This is a genomic window from Streptomyces sp. NPDC003032 (genome assembly GCF_053591415.1).
Genome location: NZ_JBSFTT010000037.1, coordinates 17,472 through 38,925, shown reverse-complemented (window position 1 = coordinate 38,925; position 21,454 = coordinate 17,472). Strand labels below are relative to the sequence as shown.

General features: G+C 72.1%; 19 protein-coding genes. 6 read left to right on the top strand and 13 right to left on the bottom strand.

The window, feature by feature from the left end; translation table 11 throughout:
* Positions 1–49 precede the first annotated feature (49 nt).
* The 3 genes from ACWDZ7_RS35090 to ACWDZ7_RS35080 all read right to left on the bottom strand — a co-directional run bounded on the left by ACWDZ7_RS35090 (position 50) and on the right by ACWDZ7_RS35080 (position 2,541).
* Positions 50–700 carry a TetR/AcrR family transcriptional regulator gene (locus ACWDZ7_RS35090; protein ID WP_451802742.1) on the bottom strand — a complete coding sequence of 217 codons (651 nt, stop codon included), beginning with the start codon at positions 698–700 and terminating at the stop codon, positions 50–52.
* 313 nt (positions 701–1,013) lie between these two features.
* Positions 1,014–1,727, bottom strand: a complete 714-nt coding sequence (locus ACWDZ7_RS35085) for an HAD family hydrolase (RefSeq protein ID WP_451802704.1) — start codon at positions 1,725–1,727, stop codon at positions 1,014–1,016.
* 76 nt (positions 1,728–1,803) lie between these two features.
* Positions 1,804–2,541 carry a peptidyl-tRNA hydrolase gene (locus ACWDZ7_RS35080; protein ID WP_451802702.1) on the bottom strand — a complete coding sequence of 246 codons (738 nt, stop codon included), beginning with the start codon at positions 2,539–2,541 and terminating at the stop codon, positions 1,804–1,806.
* Between the two features lie 92 nt (positions 2,542–2,633).
* Here ACWDZ7_RS35080 and ACWDZ7_RS35075 point away from each other — a divergent pair, with 92 nt between their 5' ends.
* Together ACWDZ7_RS35075 and ACWDZ7_RS35070 are read left to right on the top strand one after the other, a co-directional pair.
* The gene (locus ACWDZ7_RS35075; protein ID WP_451802700.1) at positions 2,634–3,593 is read left to right on the top strand and encodes an ABC transporter ATP-binding protein; all 960 of its coding nucleotides are present in this window, start codon (positions 2,634–2,636) and stop codon (positions 3,591–3,593) included.
* On the top strand, positions 3,590–4,258 hold the full coding sequence (locus ACWDZ7_RS35070) for an ABC transporter (RefSeq protein ID WP_451802698.1): 669 nt from the start codon (positions 3,590–3,592) through the stop codon (positions 4,256–4,258). The genes ACWDZ7_RS35075 and ACWDZ7_RS35070 overlap by 4 nt, the downstream gene beginning before the upstream one ends.
* A 106-nt stretch (positions 4,259–4,364) precedes the next feature.
* Here the strand turns inward: ACWDZ7_RS35070 and ACWDZ7_RS35065 are convergent, their stop codons facing one another.
* From ACWDZ7_RS35065 to ACWDZ7_RS35045, 5 genes are all read right to left on the bottom strand, one after another.
* Positions 4,365–4,583 carry a hypothetical protein gene (locus ACWDZ7_RS35065; RefSeq protein ID WP_451802697.1) on the bottom strand — a complete coding sequence of 73 codons (219 nt, stop codon included), beginning with the start codon at positions 4,581–4,583 and terminating at the stop codon, positions 4,365–4,367.
* A 10-nt stretch (positions 4,584–4,593) separates the two neighbouring features.
* Positions 4,594–5,469 (bottom strand): polysaccharide deacetylase family protein, encoded by an 876-nt coding sequence (locus tag ACWDZ7_RS35060; protein WP_451802696.1) that lies wholly within the window; start codon positions 5,467–5,469, stop codon positions 4,594–4,596.
* 508 nt (positions 5,470–5,977) lie between these two features.
* Positions 5,978–6,580 carry a hypothetical protein gene (locus ACWDZ7_RS35055; protein ID WP_451802694.1) on the bottom strand — a complete coding sequence of 201 codons (603 nt, stop codon included), beginning with the start codon at positions 6,578–6,580 and terminating at the stop codon, positions 5,978–5,980.
* A 612-nt stretch (positions 6,581–7,192) separates the two neighbouring features.
* Positions 7,193–7,885, bottom strand: a complete 693-nt coding sequence (locus ACWDZ7_RS35050) for an alpha/beta fold hydrolase (RefSeq protein WP_451802693.1) — start codon at positions 7,883–7,885, stop codon at positions 7,193–7,195.
* A gap of 73 nt (positions 7,886–7,958) precedes the next feature.
* Positions 7,959–9,248 carry an MFS transporter gene (locus tag ACWDZ7_RS35045; RefSeq protein ID WP_451802691.1) on the bottom strand — a complete coding sequence of 430 codons (1,290 nt, stop codon included), beginning with the start codon at positions 9,246–9,248 and terminating at the stop codon, positions 7,959–7,961.
* A gap of 178 nt (positions 9,249–9,426) precedes the next feature.
* On the opposite strand from ACWDZ7_RS35045, the gene ACWDZ7_RS35040 reads away from it, so the two are divergent.
* Entirely contained in the window at positions 9,427–10,485 is a 1,059-nt protein-coding gene (locus tag ACWDZ7_RS35040; protein WP_451802689.1) for a LacI family DNA-binding transcriptional regulator, read from the top strand.
* A gap of 1,064 nt (positions 10,486–11,549) precedes the next feature.
* Here the strand turns inward: ACWDZ7_RS35040 and ACWDZ7_RS35035 are convergent.
* Genes ACWDZ7_RS35035 through ACWDZ7_RS35015 form a run of 5 tightly spaced genes read right to left on the bottom strand, consistent with a single transcriptional unit; the run spans position 11,550 to position 17,685 of the window.
* Positions 11,550–13,037: an MATE family efflux transporter gene (locus ACWDZ7_RS35035; protein ID WP_451802687.1), complete on the bottom strand. Its 1,488-nt coding sequence runs from the start codon at positions 13,035–13,037 to the stop codon at positions 11,550–11,552.
* Complete coding sequence (locus tag ACWDZ7_RS35030) at positions 13,037–14,068, bottom strand: cysteine synthase family protein (protein ID WP_451802686.1); 1,032 nt, start codon at positions 14,066–14,068, stop codon at positions 13,037–13,039. Before ACWDZ7_RS35030 ends, ACWDZ7_RS35035 begins: the two co-directional genes overlap by 1 nt.
* Before the next feature lie 32 nt (positions 14,069–14,100).
* A complete protein-coding gene (locus ACWDZ7_RS35025; protein ID WP_451802684.1) occupies positions 14,101–15,561 on the bottom strand; it encodes a Y4yA family PLP-dependent enzyme in 1,461 nt (486 codons plus the stop codon).
* A gap of 5 nt (positions 15,562–15,566) precedes the next feature.
* Positions 15,567–16,631: an ornithine cyclodeaminase family protein gene (locus ACWDZ7_RS35020; protein ID WP_451802683.1), complete on the bottom strand. Its 1,065-nt coding sequence runs from the start codon at positions 16,629–16,631 to the stop codon at positions 15,567–15,569.
* A gap of 43 nt (positions 16,632–16,674) precedes the next feature.
* Positions 16,675–17,685, bottom strand: a complete 1,011-nt coding sequence (locus tag ACWDZ7_RS35015) for a TauD/TfdA family dioxygenase (protein ID WP_451802681.1) — start codon at positions 17,683–17,685, stop codon at positions 16,675–16,677.
* Between the two features lie 322 nt (positions 17,686–18,007).
* Here ACWDZ7_RS35015 and ACWDZ7_RS35010 point away from each other — a divergent pair, with 322 nt between their 5' ends.
* Genes ACWDZ7_RS35010 through ACWDZ7_RS35000 form a run of 3 tightly spaced genes read left to right on the top strand, consistent with a single transcriptional unit; the run spans position 18,008 to position 21,404 of the window.
* Positions 18,008–19,561, top strand: coding sequence for an ABC transporter substrate-binding protein (locus tag ACWDZ7_RS35010; RefSeq protein WP_451802679.1), 1,554 nt, complete (start codon positions 18,008–18,010; stop codon positions 19,559–19,561).
* Positions 19,546–20,556 (top strand): ABC transporter permease, encoded by a 1,011-nt coding sequence (locus ACWDZ7_RS35005; protein WP_451802678.1) that lies wholly within the window; start codon positions 19,546–19,548, stop codon positions 20,554–20,556. Before ACWDZ7_RS35010 ends, ACWDZ7_RS35005 begins: the two co-directional genes overlap by 16 nt.
* Complete coding sequence (locus ACWDZ7_RS35000) at positions 20,553–21,404, top strand: ABC transporter permease (RefSeq protein ID WP_451802676.1); 852 nt, start codon at positions 20,553–20,555, stop codon at positions 21,402–21,404. The genes ACWDZ7_RS35005 and ACWDZ7_RS35000 overlap by 4 nt, the downstream gene beginning before the upstream one ends.
* Positions 21,405–21,454 lie beyond the last annotated feature (50 nt).

Sequence of the window (21,454 nt, the reverse complement as noted above, 5' to 3'; positions counted from 1 at the left end):
TCTCCCCATCGAACCCCAACTTCCGAGCGGGCGACAAAGGCGCTCGGGATCAGCGCAGTTGAGAAACCAACGTCGGATCCGTCGCCGCGGCGCGCAGCCGGTCCGTGATGGCGACACCCGCCCTGCGGTACGCGTCCGGCTCGCCGTGCAGGACCGCGTGGGCGTTGGCCGTCTCCATGACGGAGATGAACTCGAAGGCGAGCTGACGGACGTCCGTGCCCGGTCGCAGCCCGCCGCCGTCGACGGCCTCGGCGAGGCAGCCCTCCACCTGCGCGGTCCAGTCACGGTTCGCGCGCACCAGCGCGTCGTGCACGGCGCCCTCGCGGGCGTCGAACTCGGCGATCGCCCCGTAGAAGAAGCAGCCACCGGGAAAGACCCGGCGCTCCGAGTACTCCAGCCAGCCCGCGCAGAGCCGCTCCACGCGCGCGATGCCGGGCGGGACCTGCCGGGCCGGCTCCACCACCGCGTCGAGGAAGATGCGCCCCGCGGCCCTGACGGTCGCCAGCTGGAGCTCTTCCTTGGACCCGAAGAGCGCGAAGACCCCGCTCTTGCTCAGCTTCAGCTCGGTGGCGATACGGCCCAGGGAGAGCGCCTCCAACCCTTCGACGGAGGCGATGTCGACGGTGCGGCGCAGTACGAGGCGCCGGGTCTGGTTCCCCCGCTCGACCCGCCCGTCGAGCCGCGAGCCGCCGCCGGTCACAACCGGGCCTGCGCGCTCGTGCGCCTCTGCGGGACCATGCGGGAGACCTCCACTCGACTTCACCACGGATCGTTTCCGTCGCCAACTGAACAGCGGATGACGCCAGTCCTGGCGATGCTGCCACATCCGCTGCGCCGGGATGTCGAATCTCTCTCCGCGAGGTCCGGAACGTGCGGCAGTCCGTCATGAACCGGGGACTTGACACCTCCGGCCAGCTGTTTTCACGGCGACCAATACGGCGATCCGTCGAAATGGACCCGCCGGAAGCCGACAGCGCATATGCGCAGCCGACGGGCAATGTCGGCCGGGAGAGTCACGCCCCTTGTGCCGCTTCGGGCTCTCCCCGCCTCGGGACACCCGCGTCGAACGCCTCGGAGAGGCTGCCGACCACGGGGCGTCCCGTCGCCCGTAGCTCGTCGGGCGAGGTCATGCCGGTGGTGACGAGCACGCAGCCCGTCCCCACCTGGTCCGCCGCGGCCGCGTCGTCGTCGACGTCGCCGACGAGCAGACACTCGTACGGCTTCAGCCCCAACCGGCCGATGTGCGCGGCGAGATGACCGGCCTTGTTGCCACCGGCCGCCTCCGGAAGCACGCCGTCGATCCGGTCCGCGTAGCGGTGCACGCCGAACCGCCGTGCCTGCGCGGTGACGTCTTCGTGCAGCGACATCGAGAGGACCGACTGGGTCAGCCCCGCGTCCCGGACCCGGGCGAGGGTCTTCTCGGTGTCGGCGGCGAGGCGGCAGTCGTCCACGCGGCGGTGGTAGGCCGCACGGTAGAGGCGTACCACCTCCGCCCACTCCTCGGCTCCGCTCACGTCCCGGCCGAGGATCGTGCCGTAGCAGAGCCACAGGGGCCTGCGGAGGGCCGCCCGCCACGCCCGCATGTCGACGGGGGGTCTGCCGAAGTGGGCGCAGACGTCGTTGACGGAGGCGAGCATGACGTGGTTGTCGTCCAGGAGCGTGCCGTTCCAGTCCCAGACGACGTGCCGGATCCGGCGTTCCCGCGGAGTCCTGGGGGCGGTGAGCACCGGGGTGTCCCTCCTCTGCTGTCGTAAGGCTGTCGTAAGGCGAATCGGGGTGAGCGCGGACGTCGGCGGGCGGCCGTCACCGGCCGTGCAGGGCCGGGTGGTCGGCGACGACCGTGGCCGTGCCCGGCCGGATCTCGGTGAAGCCCGCGTCGCGGACCACCGGGAGGCCCTTTGCGGTGAGCGCGCGCCAGGCGGCGGCGTCCGGGGTGCGGACGGAGAGCGGGAAACCGGCGTCGCGCCAGGCCGCGCGGTCCTCGTCCCCCAGCTCCCGCCAGGCGAGTTGGGCACCGTGGCCCGCCTGGGCCATCGCCTTGCCCGCCGACATGTCGACGTCGGGGTTCATCCACAGGACGGGGTGCGTCCGGTCGGCGTCGGCCGGGGGCTCGGGGTCGTCCAGGTCGGTGCCCGAGACCTGGAGCCGTGCCAGGTCCTTGGGCCAGCCGTCCAGCGGAACGGGCGGGAAGACGCGGACCTCCGCCGACTTGCCGGTGACCGTGATGCCGGGCAGCGCCTCGGCCCTGCGCCACTCGGCGCCGCGCGCCCGGCGGACCACCTTGCGGATGCGGGCGTCCTGCCAGTCCCGCATGGCCCGCGCCCACTCTCCGTCGCCGAGGGAACGCTCGTCGCTCAGCATCACGAGGACGGCGCGGGCCGCGGTCTCCAGGGCATCCGTGCGGGCCGGGGGAGCGGCGCGTTCTATACGGGCGACGAGGGGCAGTACGAACTGCGGGGCCTCGTCGCGCGAGGTGCTCGCGCCGTTCTGCGGGTCGGGGTCGGGGTCGGGGTCGGGCTCGGTCGTCTCGTCGCTGCTCACGGGATCAGTCTGCCAGGTGAGGATCGTGCGCGGCCGTGCGCGCTCCCGCGCTCCCGCGCTGCCGTGCGCTGCCGTGCGCGAGGATGGCCCGCATGGAACGTGATCTCGTGGTGAGGCTGGGCGGGGTGGGCCGACGGTACGGCGTCCGCGGCCCCTGGGTGCTGCGCGGCGTGGACATCGGCATGAGAGCGGGCGCACTGATACGACTGGAGGGCGCCAACGGCAGCGGCAAGTCGACCCTGTTGAGGCTGCTCGCCGGTATCGACGTGCCCTCCGAGGGGCGGGTGACTGGACGCCCGCGCACGGCGTTCGTCCCTGAACGCTTCCCCGCGGCCATGCCGTTCACGGCGATCGGCTATCTCACGCACATGGCCCGCGTCCACGGCCTCGCGCGGGGCGCGGCGGGGCGGAGCGCCGAGCGGTGGCTGGAGCGCTTCGGCGCCGGCGGGTACGCGCGCACGCCCCTCTCGGAGCTGTCCAAGGGCAGCAGCCAGAAGGTCGCCGTCGCACAGGCGTTGCTGGCCGCACCCGACCTGCTCGTCCTCGACGAGGCGTGGACCGGCCTGGACGCCGCCGCCCGCACCGAACTCGACCACGCGGTCGCCGAGCGCACGGCGGCGGGCGGCGCGGTCGTCTTTGTGGACCACGACCCGCGCCGCTTGGCGGGGGCGGTGGACGAGACGTACGAGGTGATCGATACGGAAGTCAAACGGCGTACGGTTGGCGGGCCTTCGGAGGCTGAGGGCGAGTCGATGGTCGTCATCGTGACGCGGGGTCCGGGGGGTCCGGGGGGTCCGCGGGGTGTGGAGCTTCCGGGCGCGGTCGCCGCGGTGGTAGTCGCGACCGACGCCGCGGCCGACGCCGCGACCGCCGAGGGGACCGCCGAGCGGGCCATGCGGCTAACGGTCCCCGAAAGGCACTCGGACTTCATCCTCCGGGAACTGCTGACGGCGCGGCCACCCTGGCATGTGGTGACGGTGGAGCGCGGCGTCCAGACGAGACCGGAAGCGGCCGCGACGTCTGAAGACGACGGGCAGGCGGCCGGACGATGAGCGCGTTGCTCCACTACCACGTCGCCCTGTTGGCGCGCTCGCAGCGGTGGCTCGCTCCGGTGATCCTGTACGCCGTTTTCCTCGCCGTCGGCGTACAGAGCGGGCAGCCCATCCTGGACTCGCTCGCCTACGCGGCCGCCGCGCTGTTGCCCGTTGCTGCCTGGCTGGTGCGTATATGCACGAACAACGAGCCGCCCGCGGCGCGCAGTTGCTCCGCCGCGGCGGCCGGGCCGGGGCGGGCGCATCTCGCGGCGCTGCTGGCCGCGTTCCTCGCCGCGTCCGCGCTCGGTGCGCTGGCCGTGCTCGTCATCACGGTCATCAGCGAGGGCGAGAGCACGAACGGACGACTACCCGTGCCCCGCGTCCCCGCGGGCGCCGCCGGACTGATCGCGATGCTGGTCAGCGCGTTGCTCGGCACGGCGGTCGGCGCACTCACCAACTGGCCGCTGCTGCGCTCCGCGGGAAGGGCGGTACCCACGATGCTGCTCGCCGCCCTGCTCCTCCTGGTCACCACGGGCTCCCCAGCCCAGTCGGCCCTGACGGCGCTGACCACGGGTTCGCGGGAGGGAGTCGTACCGTACCCACTCGGGTCCCTGGCGGTGGCGCTGGCGGCAGCGACGACGGCAACCTGGACGGCGTGCGCACTCAGCGCACGACGAGACTGACGCGACGCCTCATCCGTACCGACCTGCCGCCCACCGTCCACACCGGGCCACCCGTCCGTTTGCCCGGCGCAGATCCGGACGCGGGCCGGCAGACAGAGCCGTACTCTCAGCCCCCGCACATCCCCCGCTGAGCCTCCTGCCACTCACAGACCGGGCAGAGCGTGGCGCCCCTGTGGGACTCCGCGTACTCGGTGGGTGCCTGGCACAGCACACACTCCGCGAAGGGGCCCTCCGCCGGGCCGGCTTCACCGGGGGCCGGCGCTGAGGCGGCCCCCGGCCCCGCCCCCGTACCCGTAACCCCGCAGTAGTCGCCGTCGTCCGCCATACCGCCCAGCCTAGCCCCGCGCCGCCGCCCGCACGGAGCCGATCTGCTCCGACACCCGCACGAACCGGAAGCCCCGCTCCCGCAGCTTCGGCACGATCGTCCGAAGAGCGCGCTCCGTCGTCGGGGCGGCGCTGCGCGTGCAGTGCATGACGACGACCGACCCCGGCCGCACCCCGTCGAGAACCTGCCGGGCCACCGCCTCGGCGTCCGTGGCGAAGGCGTCGCCGCTGACCACGTCCCACTGCACGGCGGTGACGCCGCCGGGCGCGAGCGCGCGCAGGGCCTGCTGGTCGTAACAGCCTCCGGGGAAGCGGAAGTACGGCGCGGGTCGCTCGACACCCGCCTTGCGGAAGGCGTCGAAGGCGCGCTCCATGTCCGCCCGCATCCGCTCCTGGGGGATGGTCGGCAGGCCGTAACAGCCAGGGGCGAACGCGTGGTGGCTGTACGAGTGGTTGGCGACCTCGAAGAGAGGGTTCCCGCCGATGGCCCTGGCCTGGTCCGGATACTCCTCCGCCCAGCGCCCCGTCATGAAGAAGGTCGCGGGCACCTTCAGCCGGCGCAACGTCGCGACCAGCGCGGGATGGTCGAACCGCTCACCGGCCGCCGCGCGCGCCCCCTGATTTGCGGTCATGTCCGCGTCAAAGGTGAGCGCGACGGTACGGCCGTCCGTACGGGACCCGTTGGTGAACACGGGGGTCAGGCCGGAGGGGCCGGGCGCGAGCGTGGGCGGGGCGGACGCCGAGGCGGAGGCGTTCGCCGCCGCCTGGGCGGGGCGCCCCGGGTGGCCCGGGGGCGCCGTGGTGTCACCGGACGAGCAGCCGGCGAGGACGGTGGTCAGAGCGCCCAGAGCGCAGAGCGCGGCGCGTCTCCGTACGAAAGTGATCACACGGTGACGATATGTGTGCGAATGCGATAAATAGGCTATCGGCTCGCACGGCCGCCCCGCAGCCACCCATCTGGGCCGGAGCCATCCCGCCGCTCCCCGTCTACGCGGGGGCCGTCCTGCCGCTTCCCGTCTGCGCCGAGGCTGACTCGCCGCTTCCCGTCTGTGCGGGGCCGTCCCGTCGCTGCCCGTCTGTGCTGAGGCTGACTCGCCGCTGCCCGTCTGGGCCGAGGCTGACCTGTCGCTTCCCGTCTGTGCGGGGCCGTCCTGCCGCTTCTCGTCTGCGCCGGGGCTGACTCGCCGCTGCCCGTCTGGGCCGGGGCGGCTGTGTCGCTGGCCGTCTGGGCTGGGGCGGCTGTGTCGCTGGCCGTTTACACCGGGGCCGTCCCGCCGCTATCCGTTTGGGCCGGGCCTGCCTGCTGCTGCCTGTCTGCGCTGGGACGCCCCCATCGTTCCCTGGCTGTGCCGGGGTTAGCACCGGGTCGTGGAGGAGGGCACCCACGACGAGCTACTACGCCGTGGCGGCCGCTACGCCGCTTTTCCCGCGGAGCCTGCCGCCGATGTCCGCCGGCGACAGCAGCGGATCCGCGCAGCGGGCGGCCGGCACCAGGAGCGTCAGGGTTTCCGCCACACCGGCAACGTCCCCGTCGAGCGCGAGTTGGGCACCGAGGACCAGCAGCACGGTGAACATCGTCTGTACCGCGAGGGTCAGCCCGCCCCACCGCGCCGGGCAGCGCGGACAGCGTGGACCGGCGGGAGGCACGCTCCACGTCCCGCAGCGCGTCGCCGAGCAGCCGGAAACGCTCGGCCGTCCGGCCCCCGGCCCGCAGCACCGGCTGGACTGGAGATACTCGATGACTCCGCCCGCTGCCGGGCCGACGACGTGCCCCCTCGCCTCCCGTGACGCCTTCGACGCCTCCCGGACCGGCCAGCCACCGTCCGGCGTCCGCCCCGGGCCGAGGAACGCCGCGTGCGAGGTGCCGGCCGCAGCAGCGACCGCACGCCGGTCCGCGTCCGTCGCCGCCGGGTCGTCATCGGTGACGGCCGCGGGGCTGCCGCCCCGGCCGTCGCGCCGCACGCACGCATCAACCACCGTGACATCCGGCCAGGACATGGGCCCCCCTTTGACGCTCAACGGACCGGCAGCCGCGAACGGCGTTCCGCCGATAGCCGGACCTGGCCGCAACGGCCGACCGAACGCGTCCCGGAGCGTCCCGGCCTACCCTCAGCCGGTGCCGACCTGCACCGGATAGTGGATGATGACCGCACCGCCCGTGGCGTAGTTGGCGACATCGGCGGCCAGCCGCTCGCCGTGCGGCGACGTCCGCGCCGCGTCCATGGCGGCGGCGTCAGCGAAGTCGGCTTCGAAGCCCGCGAAATACGGCGCTTCTCCTCGGTCGCCGCCCCTCCTTGCGCCCCTTGTTGAGCGAAGCGGTCTTCGCCACCCAGCACGGCGGCTGGCGCGACGACTACCGCAAGCAGGTCGCCGAGCTTCACGCACCCGAACGTCCCGCAGGAAGGGCAGCGTCACGATCCTCGCTGTCTCGGCCGAGCACCGCCGCCGCCACGTGGGCACCACGCTGTGCGAGCACGTTTTCGCACAGGGCCCGGATTCACACCACTGCCGGTCGCGGTCTACTCCCGGCTGCTCTGAGTCCCTCGGGGCGGGCGCCCTCGCGCACCCGCCCCGGCCCGGTGACCGCACATCAGCTCCGAGCGGCTCTGCTCACACCCACCCTTCCAACGAAGCCATGAACGCCTCGAAATCGTCACGATGAATGGTGTGCCCCGCACCCTTGACCGTACGTACCTCGAAGCCGCGCCGCGTCAGCTCGGCCTTCAGTGGCTCGTCGACGAGGGGGCTGGGGTCCGCGACCTGTACGAGCGAGGGCACGACGGGCCCGGCCGGGATGCGGTCGACGGCGTACGGGCCGGAGAGGGAGAGCGCGGTGTCCGGGTCCCAGGCGGCCAGCGTGGCGAGTTCGATGTCGACGTCGACCTCCTCCCAGCGCGGGTTGAAGTTCGCGATCGCCGCGCGCGTGGCCCCCTGGAACTCGACGAACACCGCGGGGTCCACCGCCTCGCCCCCACCGAGCGCCCACGCCGGATCGGAGAAGACCGCCCGCGCGGGCGCGAGGCGTTCGGCGGCGAGGGCCAGCGCCATTCCGCCGAGCGAGTGCCCTATCGCCAGCTCCGCGCCCGTCGGCAGCGTCTCGACGAGGTCGTCCGCGAAGACCTCCGCGCCGTACGCGCCGCGCCCGCTCGCCCCGTGCCCGCGCAGGTCCACGCCGATCACGCGGTAGCCCTTGTCGGCCAGCGCGGGCCCCACGCGCCGCCAGGTGCGGTGGTCCGACATGATGCCGTGGATCAGGAGGGCGACGCGGTCGCCGGTTCCCCATTCGTGGGTGTGCAGCTTCATGGTGGTGCCTTTCTCTCGCGTGAGCCGGTCGGCACACATCGATCGATCTTGGACGATCCGGTACGGGGCTCTGTCAGCGCACCCCTCGGATCGGCCGCACGGCGAGCGCCCCCAGCAGGGAGAGCGCGGCCCCGGCGATGAACAGCGCGGTGTAGCCGCCGCCTTGACCGCCGCCGCAGAGCGAGACGATCACGGACGCGGCGAACGGCGCCAGGATCTGCGGGCCCGCCTGCGCCATGTTGAGGACGCCCAGATCGCGCGCCGCGTCCTCGGCGCTCGGCAGGATCATCGAGACGAGCGCGTTGTCGACCGCCATGAAGCAGCCGAAGCCGAGGCCGTTGAGCGCGGCGAAGACGATCATCGCGGTCCAGGTCGGCGAGACGGCCGGGATGAGCAGCGCGACCGCGGAGATCACCGCGGAGAGCGCGACGAACGCCTTGCGGCGGTCGAGGCGGTCGGAGAGTACGCCGCCGACGACCGTGGAGAGGGCCATGGCGAGCGCGTTGACGGGCGTGAGGATCGCGACGGCGCCCTCGGGCTCGATGCCGGCCGGCAGGTCGATGTGGTCCTGGAGGATGTACAGCTGGTAGCCGAAGACGCAGAAGTAGCCGAGCACGAGCAGCGCCCGCCCGATGAAGGCCCAGCGGAAGTCGTGATGGCGCAGGGCGCCGAGGAACGCGGCGAACTGGCCTTTGAGCGGGACCCGTTCGGTCGCGGCCCCAGCCGAACGGGCCCCGGGCAGCGGCTTCTCCCGGGCCAACGAAGTGAAGAGTACGGCCGAGAGCGCCACGAAGGCGCCGAGCACCAGATAGCCGGTGCCGACGCGGTCGGCGAAGGCCGAACCGAGCAGCGCGCCGATCGTCGCGCCGATCGGCATGCCGAGGCCGACGGCCGCCGACGCCCTGCCGCGCGCGGAGAGCGGCACCCGGTCCGGGACGACCGAGGTGAGCGCGGCCTGGAATACGTTCATGACGGCCTGGCCGACGCACCACGCGATGGTCACCAGCAGCACCGTGTCGACCGCGCCGAGCAGCGCCATCGCGCCGACCGCGGCGAGGCCGCCGCCGAGTATCCACGGGTTGCGGCGCCCCGAGCGGTCCGAGAGGGCACCGGCGACCGGGTTGAAGAGAGTGGCGAAGACCGCGCTGACGCCGCTGACCAGGCCGAGCAGCGCGACCTTGTGGGCCTCGTCGATCTGCTCGATCTGCAGGGGGAGCAGGACGCCGCCGACGCCGATGTAGAGCGTGTACATCGCGGTGTTGCCGAGCATGAGGAGCGGCATCAGGCCACGGGGCGCGCGGCGGTCGGGTTGGTCGGGCTGACCCTGCGGGGGAATCTGGTCCTGACGAGCGGAAAGGACCACGGTGCCCTCCTCCTCCTCGGACGGTCGGTCTCGGTGACCGAAAATGAGTCATGACACGTGTAACCTGACACGTGTAACGAATGTTTAGCAGTGGACGAACCGATACCGCCAGACCCTCGACCGAGAAAGCCGCTGTGAAAGGGTGAAAGGGTGAAAGGGTGAAAGGATGCGGGGCAGCATGAACGGCAGCTCACGCGCTGGGCGCGACGCGTCCGTCACGCCCCCGCCCACCAGCGCGTCCGTCGCCCGGCACGCCGGTGTTTCGCGTGCCACCGTCAGCTACGTGCTCAACGGCCTGGCGGCGGGCCGTGTCAGCGAGGCCACGCAGAGAAGGGTCCGCGAGGCCGCTGAGGAGCTCGGCTACGTCCCGCATGCGGCGGCCCGCTCTCTGCGTTCCGGTTCCAGCGGGCTCGTCCTGATCGCCGTGCCCGCCGACACCGTGCCCGCGTTCGGCCCGCTCTTCGCGGGCTTCGTCGCGGGCTTCCAGTCGGCGCTCCAGGAGTACGGGTACACCGGCGTGCTGCACGGCGCGAGCGCGGGCCGGGACCCCTTGGAGGCGGCCCGCGCCTGGGCCGAGCTGCGGCCCGCCGCGGTCCTTGCCACCCAGGGCAGCCCCCTCAATGCCGCTTCGGTCGAGATCCTGAAGCGGTCCGGCACCTCGGTCGTCGTCTCGTACGGCCCGCCGCCCGCGCCCGGCGCCCACGGCATCGCCATGGACGAGCGGGAGGTCGGCGCCGTGGCCACCACGCATCTGCTGGCGGGCGGGCGGCGCAGGGTCGGTGTCGTCGTCCCCGCCGAACGCGGCCTGGAGATGTTCGCCGCGCCCCGCCTGGAGGGCGCGCGGGCCGCTGCCGCCGCTTTCCCGGGGGCGCGGATCGAGACCCTGCCGCTCGCGTACACCGAGGAGTCGGCGGCCGAACTGGCCGCGAGATGGCATGCGTTGAGTCTCGACGGGGTGTTCGCCTACAACGACGAGTACGCCATGCTGCTGATGCGCGCGCTGCAGGACGCCGGTGTCGACGTACCCCGAGAGACCGCCGTGGTCGGCGCCGACAATCTCCTCATCGGCAAGCTGCTGCGGCCGCGTCTGACGAGCGTACGTATCGAACTCCCCGCGCCCGGCGAAGTGGCCGCCCTCGTGGACCGCCTCATCCGCGAGCCGCAGACGCCGCCCGCCGTGCACGGGCGGTCGTCGGCGCGTATCGAGGCGAGGGAGTCCAGCGGCAGCCGCCCGTAAAAGCGCTGGGCCGGGACGAGGGGGCGAGGGTGATCCCGGTGGTCTGTCAGTGCACCGCCGACGCACCGCCGACTGCCGTGGACCAAAGGCCCCGACCATGTGCTCGGTCCTCCCCAACACCGCCGTCGACTGCTCGATCGCGTACGAACTCGCCCGGCTTCGCAGCAACGTCGTCGGCCACCCGCTGAACGATGACGACTTCCCAGACGAGTCCACCGCTGTGGTCAGGTTCCCGGCGGAGCCTCGGCTGGGGGGGCGGGGTCTGCGGGGCAGGGGGCGCGTCCTGGGTATCTGCGTGGTGATCCACCCGCGGCTATTCGCCGGCCATGTATATCTACGTCCCCCTGACGCCTGGGCGCAGCGGCGTCGACGTGACCAGCGCGATACCAGCCGCACACCGCCCCCACGTACCGCGTCGACTCTCCTTCTCCAGCGGCGTCACGCAACGGCGCGCGACAGGAGTCAGAGGTCATGGAGGCCCAAGCCGAGCAGAGCCCGACGTGAGGACACCGACATGAGCCGTAGAGCGGACACCACGCCACCGCCGGTCTTGGAACTGCGGTGCGGAGGGCGCACTTGACCCTTCAGCGCGTGCCTGTGTGGCTGGTCTCGCTGATCACTACAGCGGGCGGAGTCGGGGTGGCATGGTGGGCGCAGCAGTGAATTCGTGGCATCGACTTGTCCAGAGTGTCAAATTGACAGAATTCGTTTTGTACACAAGCGGCTCGTGACGCACCCCCCGGTGGGAGTGCTTCACTTGGGGCATGACCCCAGAGACCGCGAGTCGTCCCGCGTTCGAACTGCGCTGCGGCGGACTGCACTTGATCATTCAGCGCGTGCCTGGATGGCTTGTGGCAGCCCTCGCCACGGCGACTGGAAGCGGGCTCGCAGCGTGGCTTACGTCCCGCTGATGGTTCTCGCGGAACTGGTCCAGCGGGCGGGTGTGGCGTGCCGGACTTCCGCCGCCCCTTCTGTTCCTGGTGCTCGTTGAACTCGGCGAGGGCGAGCCCAGGGTGCGAAGGGGCCCCGGCCCAGTCGTGGGCCGGGGCCCCTTCGGTCGGGCGTCAGGTGGCGGCCGCAGCCGGCTCTCTCGCCGCGAGCGACGTCCCGTAGCGGCGCAGCAGCAGGACCGCTGTCGTGGCGAGGCCGGTGAGGAGGCCCAGCCAGATGCCGACCGTCTCCAGGCCCAGGGGGTGGGAGAGGAGCCAGGCCGCGGGCAGGCCGACGGCCCAGTAGCCGATGACCGTGATGCGGAAGCCGCTCTTGGTGTCGTCGAGGCCGCGCAGCAGGCCGACGCCGATGTTCTGCGCGCAGTCGAAGAACTGGAGGAACGCGGTGACGATCAGAAGGTGCGTGGCGATCGTCAGGGCGCGGTCCGAGCCGGAGTCCATGAACGGGGCGAGGACCAGGCGGGGCACGGTCAGGTAGGCGACGCCCACTACCGCCATGACGGCGGCGGCGCATGCCAGCGCGGTGTTCTTGATGCGCCGCGCGTCGTCGATGCGGCCGAGCGCCAGCTCCCTGCTGACGTTGATGGAAGCGGCGTGCGAGAGGCCGACGGCGACCTGGAAGACGATGTAGACGAGCTGGTTGACGGCCGTGTGCGCGGCGAGCGCCGCGGGCCCGAACGCCCCGGCCATCAGCGCGGTCACGGAGAAGAAGCCCGCCTCCGAGCCGTACGTCGCCGCGATCGGCACTCCGAGCCCGATGAGCCGCCTCACCGCGGCGGGATCGGCCTTGGTGACGTTCAGCGTGAGCAGCGGGGCGAGGGTGGCGTCCCGCTTCGCGGCGGCGTACAGGGCGAGGAAGGAGAGCAGGTAGACCGTGGACGTGGCCACGCCGATGCCGGTCAGGCCGAGCTTCGGGAGGCCCCAGGTGCCGTGGATGAGCGCCCAGTTCAGGGCGGCGTTGACGGCGATCGAGGCGATCGTGATGCGGAGCAGGGCCTGGGGGCGGCGCATGCCGACGGTGAACTGGCGGATCGCCTGGAACCACAGGCACGGCAGCAGTCCGGGCGCCAGCGCGAGCAGCATCGTCTGCGTGCGGTCGACGACGGCGGCGTCCTGGCCGAGCCAGATCAGGCACTGGCCGATGAGGATCATGAGGACGGCGCCGGCGATTCCGGCGAGCGTGGCGACGGCCATGCTCGCGCGGACGATGCCGCGCACCTCGTCGCGGTCTTCTCCCTCCCCGCCCCCCGCCCCGGCTTTTTCGGCGCGGGCCGCCGCCGCGGCGATCTGGTTGCCGACCGAGGTGACCAGGCCGACGCCCATCGTGCGGAGCTGGTTGAAGATGACGATGGCGAGACCGCCCGCGGCCAGCTCCTGGGTGCCGAGCAGGCCCATCATCACCGTGTCGGTGGTCGTCAGCGCGACCTGCGCGAGCTGGGTGAGGATGAGCGGAACGGCGAGCGTGGCCAGCGCGCGGCTGTCGCCGAGGAGCGTGGCGAGCGCGGAGGGCGGCGCGTCCGGTTGCGAGGCGCCGGGAGGGCCGGGGGTGCCGGGAGGGCCGGGCGTGGTGGGGGAGTCGGGCTTCGGAGGCATCGAGGTCATCAGTTCCTGCGGAGCTTGGTGAGGAGCTCGTCGATCTCGCGTTCCGCGTCGGGATCGAGGAGGTTGCGGGCGTGCATCCAGGCGTCGTCGAAGACGGTGTCCAGGTACTTCTCGCCGCCGTCGTTGACGAGGGCGACCATAGTGCTGCCCGGGGGGAGCGCGGCCAGGCGGGTGAGCGCCTCGTACACCACACCGCCCGCCGAGCCACCGATGAGCAGCCCCGTGCGGGCCACGGCGCGGCACGTCGCGAACGCCTCGATGTCCCCGACCTTGACGCCCTCGTCGATCAGGTCGAAGTCGACGAGCGCCCCGATCTCGGCGCCCTCGGGGGTGCCCGTACCCGACTGGTAGTAGTCGTGGGCCGGCCCACCGAACGCGATCGACCCCTTGGGCTCGACCCCGACGGTCGCGAACTCCGGTATGAGCTTACGAAGTTCACGCGTCGTGCCGCACAGGGCGCCGCCCGTGCCGACCGCGCCGATGAGCACGTCGAGGTGTCCGTCCAGGGCTTCGTGGAGTTCGTGGGCGACGGGGAAGTAGCCGACGCCGTTGCTCGGGTTGTTGTGCTGCTCGGTGAAGATCGTGTTGTCCTTGCCGCGCGCCATCTCCTCGGCCAGCTCCTCGCGGGCGGCGGTGGCCAGCTCCTCGCTGCCGTCGTTGCCTTCGTCGACGTACACGAGTTCCGTACCGAGGGCCTTCATCGCGCGCAGTTTGTCCGCGCAGGCGTGGTGGTCCACGACGGCGGTGAAGGTGTAGCCGCGCTCGGCGGCCACGACGGCGAGGCCGAGGCCGGTGTTGCCGGACGTGGACTCGATGATCCGCCCGCCCGGGCGCAGCTCGCCGCGCTCCTCGGCGTCGGTGACCATCTGCCGGGCCATGCGGATCTTCGCGGTGCCGGTGGGGTTGAACATCTCCAGCTTCAGCAGCAGCCTGCTGCCGGTCTCGGTGGTGGCGAGCTGCAGAAGAGGGGTGCGGCCGATGAGGTCGGACACGTGGGAGACCACGGCGGGGCGCTGCAGGGCTCCGGGCATCGATGTGCTCCTGTACGGGGTGGGGAGGGGCGTCAGGTGAAGTGGCGGTCCAACCGCCAGCGCGGGCGCGGCAGTTCCGTGCGGTCGACGACGACCTTGGGAGGCAGCGGCAGGTCGTGGAAGGGGGATTCGTTGGAGTCCATCTGGTAGCCGGCCGTGTTGGGGTAGACCAATAGGTCACCGACGCGCGGCCGCCGCTGGAAGGGGATCTTCCGCCAGGTGAGCATGTCCGACTCCAGGCAGGTCGCGGCGCCGACGCTGGAGGGGTACGTCTCTTGGGCGGCGCCCGGTGCTTCTTCGGCGGCGTCCGGCGGTTCTTGGGCGGCGGTACTCGGTGCTTCTTGGGCGGTGCCCGGCTTCTCGGCTCCGCCGTCCCCGCCCGGCACCAGTACCGGATCGGGCAGATACTCGCTGGCGAACCACTGCTCGGACAGGCTCAGGCTGCTCCCGTCCACGGTCAGCAGCCGATAGCCCGCGCGCTCCTTGACGCCCTGCACGCGGAACACGGTCGCGCCGGCGCGGTCGAGCAGTGCCCGCCCGGGTTCGAGCAGCAGCCGGACGCCCAAGTCCCTCAGTACGTCGGCCAGAGCGCGCCCATCAGTCCGGTGGGCCAGAAGGGCGCGCAGCGCGTCCGCGCCGGCGACCGGCGAGTGGTACGGGTAGAAGTCGCCGTCCTTGAAGGACTTGCGCGCATGGAAGTGCCCGTCGTGCCGCGCGGCGAGGAAGGACTGCCAGTGGTCGGCGCCGACGTAACTGATCGGCAGTCCGCCGCCCACGCTGACGCGGTCGGCCCGCAGCCCCAGGGCGCGTGCCTTCGGGCACAGTTCGGCGAGCGATGCGGCCAGCTCCGCGCGCGCCCCGATGTCGTATCCGGAGAGATGGAAGCTGAACCCCTCCATGCGCAGGACGGCCTCGCCCGCCCGCGCGCAGCGGTCCATGGCGGTCGCCAGCTCCGCCTCGGTCAGGCCGAAGCGGCTGTGCGGCTGGCCCGGGGGCAGGCGGCGCAGCAGCACCCGTGCGGGACGCGTCACACCGTGGGCGCCGTCGCCGCCCACGAGGGAGAGGAGCGCGTCGAGTTCGTCCAGCGCGTCCACGGCGATCAGCGCGCCCTGACGCACCGCGAGCCTCAGCAGGTCGGGTCCCTTGGCGGGACCGGTGACCATCAGGTGCTCGCCGGGCACGCCATGGCCGAGCGCCTCGCGCAGCTCACCGAGGGAGGCGACGTCGACGCCCGCGCCCTGTGCCGCGCACCGCTCGACCCATACGGCGGCCTTGTTGGCCTTCTTCGCGTAGTAGACGAACCCGTCCACATCTGCGTCCTCCAACGCCCCCCGCATCGCCCGCAGGTTGGCATCAAAGGCGTCCGGCAACAGGAAGTGAAAGGGACCACCGAAGGCGTAGGAAAGCTCCTCGACGAGCCCGCAGCCGAGCACCGCGTCGGTCGCGGGGTCCGGCAGCGCGGGAAGCCGGGGCGAGAAGACCTCCTCGCTCACCCCCCTCAACGCCACAACGCCACCTCGACCCCCAGCCCCTGCTCCAGCGCGAGCTGGGCGAAGCGGTGGCCGAGGGCTATGTCGGTGACGACAAGGCCGCTGTTGTACGCGAAGATCCGTTCCTCCGCGCCGGTGCGTCCGGGGGTCGCGCCCGCGAGTACCGGGGGGAACTCCGCGTTCACCGCGGGCAGCTTGCCCTCGGCGTCCGCCATGTCCGTGCCGGTGACGTTCATTTGTGCCTCGCTGGTGGCGATGACGCGGTCCGCCCGGTGCAGAGTGGAGGGCGCGAGGCCGTGGCCGACCAGGATCGACAGGGCACCCGGCTTCAGCCAGGCGGCCTCGATCGCCGCGGGGGTGTGCCCGCCCGCGGTGGCGATGATGACGTCGGACTGCTCGGCGGCGGCCCGCAGGTCCTCGGCCAGTTCCACCTCGCGGCCGGGGAAGTGCCGGCGCAGTTCGTCGCGTACCGCCTGGATGCCGTCGGGGTGCGTGCCGGAGAGCAGCAGCCGTTCCAGGCCGGGCAGCGCGGTCAGCAGGAACGGCAGGGCCAGACGTCCCTGCGTGCCGGTCCCTATGACCAGGGCGGTGCGGGCGCCGGGCGCGGCCAGTTCGCGGGCGAGCAGCGCGGAGACCGCCGGGGTGCGCAGCGAGCCGATGCGGGAGCAGTCCATCATCGCGACCGGCAGCCCGGTCACGTCGTCGTAGAGCGTGAGCGAGGTGTAGTAGTGCTGCTCCTCGCGCCCCTTGTCCAGGCCGTGCTTGTACGAGGTCTTGATGGCGACGACGTCGCGGGAGCCGTCACGGCCGAGCATCGCGTACGAGACGGAGTGTCCGTCCTTGGGCTTGACGGTCAGCTTGCGGGGGTTGTCCGACTCGCCGGCGTGCAGCGTGCGGTAGGCGCCCTCGACGGTGGAGACCACGTCGGAGAGGGAGATGTCGATGCCGGCGAGGTCGCTGGTCGACAGGACTCGCAGATGCTGGTCGTCGCCGGGTATTCGGCCCTCGGCGGGGTTGGGCGGGGTACCGGGGGAGGTGCTGGGTGAGGTACTGGGGGAGGTGTTGCCGGTCATGGTGTCCGTTCCTTCCGGTCCGTGCGGCGCGGGCGAGGGGCGTTCAGCCGGCGGGCGCGTGCGCGTGCGCTTCGAGCGCCGCCTGACCGTAACCGTGCTCGTCGGCCTCGGCCAAGGGGCGTCCGCGCCGCCCGGGCACCCGCACGGAGGCCCGCTTGAGCCAGCGGTCGGTCCCGTCGTAGCGGGCCTGGAAGGGCACCCGGCCGTGTACGACCAGGTCGTTGTCGACGACGAGCACCTCGCCGGGGTCCAGGCTCACCGCGACGGAGACCCGGGCGAGTTCGTCCTCCAGGCGCCGGTACGCGGCCCGGTACGCCTCGTCCGCCCGCTCCACGGGCGTGTACGCCGGGTCGAAGCGCAGCGTCAGCCCGTCCTCGGCCGCGAAGAGCGTGGGGACCGGCGGGGGAGCGGCGTCCGCGTAGCCCTGGGCCTCGGCGTAGGCGTCGTCGGGCAGGATCGGCAGGGCGGGACGGGAGAGCAACTCCACGTCCTCGGCGGCGAGTCGCACCTTGCGGACGCTGGCCGCGGTGGTCGCGACGCGGTCGTGGTTGCGTATGCAGCCCAGCATCAGCAGATGCGCGCGGCCGGGGTGGAAGGCGTCCTCGGTGTGCGGGCTGAGCAGGACGTCGCTGCTGGCGCCGGTCTGTTCGGACTCGTGGCCCGGTGAGGGCACGATGTTGTGCACGAACCTGCCGTCCTGCTGGCCCTGCCAGGCGATGGGGTTGCCCATCACGCTCGCGAGCAGCAGCAGCGCGATGTCGTGGACGGCCCCGCTGTCTCCGGCGTGGGCCCAGCCCGGCGGGGTCGGGCCGACGCCCGCGTCGTCGACGTCCAGGCCGCGCAGGACGAAGAGGCCGTCGTCGGTGTCGACGGGGCGGCAGTGGTGGCGCAGGGTGTCGCCGAACCGTGCCGCCGACTGCTCGACCCGCGCGAGCAGTTGGGGAGATGTCGCGGATGTTTCGAATTCGTCGAGAATCTTCTCAGCTGCGGTGCGGAGCTCGCCCACGGAGTGGGGGTCGAGCTGGCGGACAGGTGCGGCTGCTGCCGTGCTCATCGCGAGATTGGTCCGTTTCCGTCGAGTTGGTGGAGGAATCGGTCGTGCGATCACCGGGTGACGAGTCGAACGCTAGCAGTAAAGTAAGGTAAGGCAAACCTTAGTTATTTCATAGTTGAACCAACACCTGCCGGACGGCAAGTGTGCGCGGGGGGCGCGCACTTGCCGCCCGCGCGCGGGGTTGCGCAAACGGGGACCATTAGGATAGGCAACCCTAAGATTTTCCGATCGTGTTTCTGCTCGGCCGCGGCTTCGGTCACTGCTCGACCACCGCTTCGGCCACCGCTTCGACATGCCGCTCCGAACTGGAACGAGGACGTACGTGGACATCACCAGGCGCCAAGTGCTGTGGACGGCCGGGGCATTGGGCACGGCGACGCTGCTCACCGCGTGCTCCGGGGACGGTGACACCTCGTCCTCGTCCGAGGCGGGGAGCGGTGGCAAGCCCCGCAAGGGCGGCACCCTGCGCGTCGGCGCCCTCGGCCGGGCCTCGGCCATCACCCGGGACCCGCACGGTACCCAGGCCAACGAGAGCGACTACCTCGTCATCGCCCTCGTGTACGACACACTCACCGCGCCCGGCGCCAAGGACAACACCGCCCCGCGGCTCGCGGCCAGTTGGAAGTCCTCCGCCGACCTGAAGACCTGGCGCTTCAAGATCGCCGAGGGCGCGAAGTTCCACGACGGCACCCCTGTCACCGCCGACGACATCGTCTGGTCCCTCAAGCGTCTGCGCGCCACCCCCTCCGGCGCCTCCCGGCTGCCCGGCATCAAGGCCGCGAACATCAAGGCCGAGGGCGAGGACACCGTCGTCCTCGTCTCCGACTACGCCAACGCCGAACTGCCCCTGCTCACCCGCCTGTCGACCTTCGTACTGAAGAAGGGCACCAAGGACAAGGACCTCGGCAAGGCGCCGGGCACCGGCCCCTTCAAGCTCGACTGGTTCCGCTCCGGCAACGCGCGCCTCGTACGCAACGAGCACTGGCACGGCGGCGAGGTGCTGCTCGACGCCATCGAGGTCAAGATCTTCGAGTCCCCGCAGGCCATGTCGAACGCACTGCTCGCCGGGCAGATCGACCTCGCGTCCAACGTCGGCGCGGTCGCCGCCCGCACCGCCGAGAAGCGGCAGGACATCCAGGTCGTGCGCCGCCCCGACGACATGGCGATGCCGATCGTCATGCGCGCCGGCGACGGCCCGTTCGCCGACCCGAAGGTCCGCGAGGCGCTGCGCCTCGCCGTCGACCGCAAGGCCATGGTCAAGCAGGTCCTGTCCGGCTACGGCAGCGTCGGCAACGACATCATGGGCACCGGCGACCCCGCGTACGAATCGGGCATCCCGCAGCGCGAGCGCGACCTCGCCAAGGCCAAGTCCCTCCTGAAGGAAGCGGACTTCGACACCTCCAAGACGTACAAGCTGCTGACCACCGAGGACATCTCGGGCCTCGCCGAGTCCGCGACGCTCTTCGCGAGCCAGGTGCGCGAGGTGGGCGTCAAGGTCCAGGTCGTCAAGCAGGAGTCCGCCACCTTCTACGACAAGACGTGGCTCAAGGCCGACCTCTACACCACCTACTGGGGCACCAACGACTCGGTGATCTTCTTCGCCAGCAAGACCATGGCGTCCGAGTCCGGCCAGAACGAGGCGGCCTGGAAGAACGAGAAGTTCGACGCCGCCTACCGCGAGGCCATCGGCGCCAAGGACGCGGCGACGCGCGCCAAGGCCCTCAAGAGGCTCCAGCAGATCGAACACGACGACTCCGGCTACCTCCTGTGGGGTGTCGCCGAGGGCATCGACCTCGCCGCCGCTCCCGTGCACGGCCTGCCCAAGCTGCCCGGCTACGGACGTGTCCAGCTCGAGCGGGCATGGCTGGCCCGCTGAGCGGCACGGTGAGCGAGCGGGTCGCGGGCCTTTCGCCGCGGCCCGCCGGGCCCCTCCTCTCCGGGGCCCTGCGCCTGACCGGGCTGCTCGCCCGCCGCGCGCTGCTGCTCGCCGTCCTGCTCGTCACCGTCTTCGTCGCCGTCGAAGTCCTGCCCGGCGACGCCGCCAACGCCACGTCCGAGCGGGGCGAGAGCGCCGCCGACCTGGCGCGCCGCCGCGAACTCCTCGGCCTCGACCGGCCCGTCCTCGCCCGCTTCTGGGAGTGGATGACCGGTCTGCCCACCGGCGACTTCGGCACGTCCGCGCGCGGCGAGCCCATCGCCGACATCCTCTCCAAGCCGCTGCCCAACACCCTGCTCCTGGGCGGTCTCGCGCTCCTGGTGACCCTCGCGGTCTCGCTCGCCCTCGGGTGCTGGGCCGCGCTGAAGCCGGGCGGCGCCACGGACCGGGCCGTCTCCGCGACCGCCACCGGGATCCTCGCGCTGCCGGAGTTCGTCGTCGCCGTCGCGCTCGTCCTCGTCTTCGCGCTCTGGACCGATCTGCTGCCCGCCGTCACCCTCACCGACGCCGACGGGACGCCCGCCTCCTGGCGGATGCTGATCCTGCCCGTCCTCGCGCTCGCGATCCCGCAGATCGGCTGGAACGTCCGCATCGTGCGTGCCGCGCTCGCCGACGAGGCCAAGGCGCCGCATGTGGAGAGCGCCGTCATCGACGGCCTGCCGCGCCACCGCGTCTTCAGCCACCACCTGCTGCCGGGCGCGCTGCCCACCATCGCGGCGGGCATCGCCACCTCCACCGGCATGCTGCTCGGCGGCGCCGTCGTGGTGGAGACCATCTTCAACTACCCGGGAATCGGCTCGGTCCTCGCCGGCGCGGTCACCGACCGGGACGGCCCACTCGTAGCCGGAGTCGTCGCCGTGACCGGCGCCGTCATCACCGGCGTGCTGCTCCTCGCGGACCTCGTACGTTCGTGGGCTTCCGGAGGTCGCATATGACCGCGTCCGTCACCTTGGCGAAGAGGGTCGTACGGCGTATGCCGCGGCGTGGTGTCGTTCTGCGTGTTCTGCCCGCCCTGTTGCTCGTCGCGCTCGCCTTTGTCGGGCCCTGGATCGCGCCGTACGCCATCGACGCGCCCGTCACCGCCCCTTACGCCGAACCCGGCGGCAAGGCGCCGCTCGGGGGTGATCAGCTCGGTCGGGACGTGCTGAGCCGGCTGCTCGCCGGGGGGCGTGAGCTTATTGCCACTTCCTTGCTGGTGGCCGCGCTGGTGACCGGTGCCGCCGCGCTGCTCGGCGCCGTCGGTGCGCTGCGGCCCACCGTCGGGCGGATCGTCGAGCGCTGCGCCGACGTGCTCATGCTGCTGCCCGCCGTCCTCGGCATCCTGCTCATCGCGCTGTCCTGGCCGGGCGGCGGACGGTTCGCCGTCATCGCGGCCGCCGTGGTGATGGGCGTGCCCTATGCCGTACGTCTTGTCGCGGGCGCCGCCGCGCCCGTCGCCGCCTCCGGGTACATCGAGGCCGCCGCGGTCGGCGGCGAACGCCTGTGGCACCTCGTCGTCCGCGAGGTCCTGCCCAATCTGCGGGCCACGCTGCTCGCCCTGTTCGGACTGCGCTTCGTCGCCGCCGTCTACATCGTGGCGACCGCCGGTTTCCTCCAGGTGGGCCCGCAGCCGCCCGCCGCGGACTGGGCGCTGATGATCCGCGAGAACTCCGGCGGCGTCGTCCTCAACCCCTGGGCGGTGCTCGCGCCCTCCCTGGCCATCGGCCTCCTCGCCATGAGCGTCAACCTCGCGGCGTCGGCGCTGGTGCCGCGCGCCGGTCGGGCAGGGGTGAGCGCGCTGTGACAGCGAGAGGCCGCGCCGTGAAGCAAGAGACCGCTATGACCCAGGGGGTC

What these genes read in the sequence shown, in the direction of transcription:
- ACWDZ7_RS35075 (WP_451802700.1), top strand. Translation starts at nt 2,634, where the DNA reads ATGGAACGTGATCTCGTGGTGAGGCTGGGCGGGGTGGGCCGACGGTAC.
- ACWDZ7_RS35070 (WP_451802698.1), top strand. Translation starts at nt 3,590, where the DNA reads ATGAGCGCGTTGCTCCACTACCACGTCGCCCTGTTGGCGCGCTCGCAG.
- ACWDZ7_RS35065 (WP_451802697.1), bottom strand. Translation starts at nt 4,583, where the DNA reads ATGGCGGACGACGGCGACTACTGCGGGGTTACGGGTACGGGGGCGGGG.
- ACWDZ7_RS35055 (WP_451802694.1), bottom strand. Translation starts at nt 6,580, where the DNA reads ATGTCCTGGCCGGATGTCACGGTGGTTGATGCGTGCGTGCGGCGCGAC.
- ACWDZ7_RS35050 (WP_451802693.1), bottom strand. Translation starts at nt 7,885, where the DNA reads ATGAAGCTGCACACCCACGAATGGGGAACCGGCGACCGCGTCGCCCTC.
- ACWDZ7_RS35040 (WP_451802689.1), top strand. Translation starts at nt 9,427, where the DNA reads ATGAACGGCAGCTCACGCGCTGGGCGCGACGCGTCCGTCACGCCCCCG.
- ACWDZ7_RS35035 (WP_451802687.1), bottom strand. Translation starts at nt 13,037, where the DNA reads ATGACCTCGATGCCTCCGAAGCCCGACTCCCCCACCACGCCCGGCCCT.
- ACWDZ7_RS35030 (WP_451802686.1), bottom strand. Translation starts at nt 14,068, where the DNA reads ATGCCCGGAGCCCTGCAGCGCCCCGCCGTGGTCTCCCACGTGTCCGAC.
- ACWDZ7_RS35020 (WP_451802683.1), bottom strand. Translation starts at nt 16,631, where the DNA reads ATGACCGGCAACACCTCCCCCAGTACCTCACCCAGCACCTCCCCCGGT.
- ACWDZ7_RS35015 (WP_451802681.1), bottom strand. Translation starts at nt 17,685, where the DNA reads ATGAGCACGGCAGCAGCCGCACCTGTCCGCCAGCTCGACCCCCACTCC.
- ACWDZ7_RS35005 (WP_451802678.1), top strand. Translation starts at nt 19,546, where the DNA reads ATGGCTGGCCCGCTGAGCGGCACGGTGAGCGAGCGGGTCGCGGGCCTT.
- ACWDZ7_RS35000 (WP_451802676.1), top strand. Translation starts at nt 20,553, where the DNA reads ATGACCGCGTCCGTCACCTTGGCGAAGAGGGTCGTACGGCGTATGCCG.